This window comes from Streptomyces sp. AC512_CC834 (assembly GCF_019049325.1).
In the GTDB taxonomy this organism is placed as follows: Bacteria; Actinomycetota; Actinomycetes; order Streptomycetales; family Streptomycetaceae; genus Streptomyces.
This window is the reverse complement of record NZ_JAGMUO010000125.1, coordinates 1-535: the sequence shown is the minus strand read 5'-3', so window position 1 is coordinate 535 and position 535 is coordinate 1. Positions and strand designations below refer to the sequence as shown.

At 66.0% G+C, this 535-nt stretch carries 1 protein-coding gene; it reads right to left on the bottom strand.

What is annotated here, in order from left to right:
- Positions 1–535, bottom strand: a 535-nt coding sequence (locus tag KUM40_RS38400) for a methyltransferase (RefSeq protein ID WP_302180954.1), incomplete at both ends; no start/stop codon positions are given.

Here is a 535-nt window from a genome sequence, read left to right as displayed (position 1 = left end):
CGTCGATGGTCTTGCTGGCGTGGGGTTGGTTGCCGGGTGGGATGACGGGGTCGACGACGAGGAGTTTGCTGTTGTCGTGGACGGCTTCGCGGACGGATTTGAGGATGCGCAGGCAGTCGGAGTCGCTCCAGTCGTGGAGGACGGACTTGAGGATGTAGTGGTCGGCTCCGGCGGGGACGTGTTCGAAGAAGTCGCCGGCTTGGACGGTCCAGCGTCCGGTGGTGTCGGGGGTGTCGAGTTGGTGTTCGTCGATGACGGACTGCTGGTCGTAGAGGGTGCCGGTGATGTGGGGGTGGGCGGTGAGGATTTCGCGCAGCAGGCTGCCGGTGCCGCCGCCGATGTCGATGACGTGGGCGCCGTCGGGGAAGTCGTAGCTGGTGGCGACGTGTTCGTTCCACAGCCTGGAGAATCCGGCCGCGCCGGCGTTGAAGACGGAGGCGGTTTCGGGGACGGTCTGGAGGTGGGCGAAGAAGCCGTCACCGAAGATGTCGTCGAACGCGGTCCGCCCCTGACGCACCGTGTCGTACATACGGGC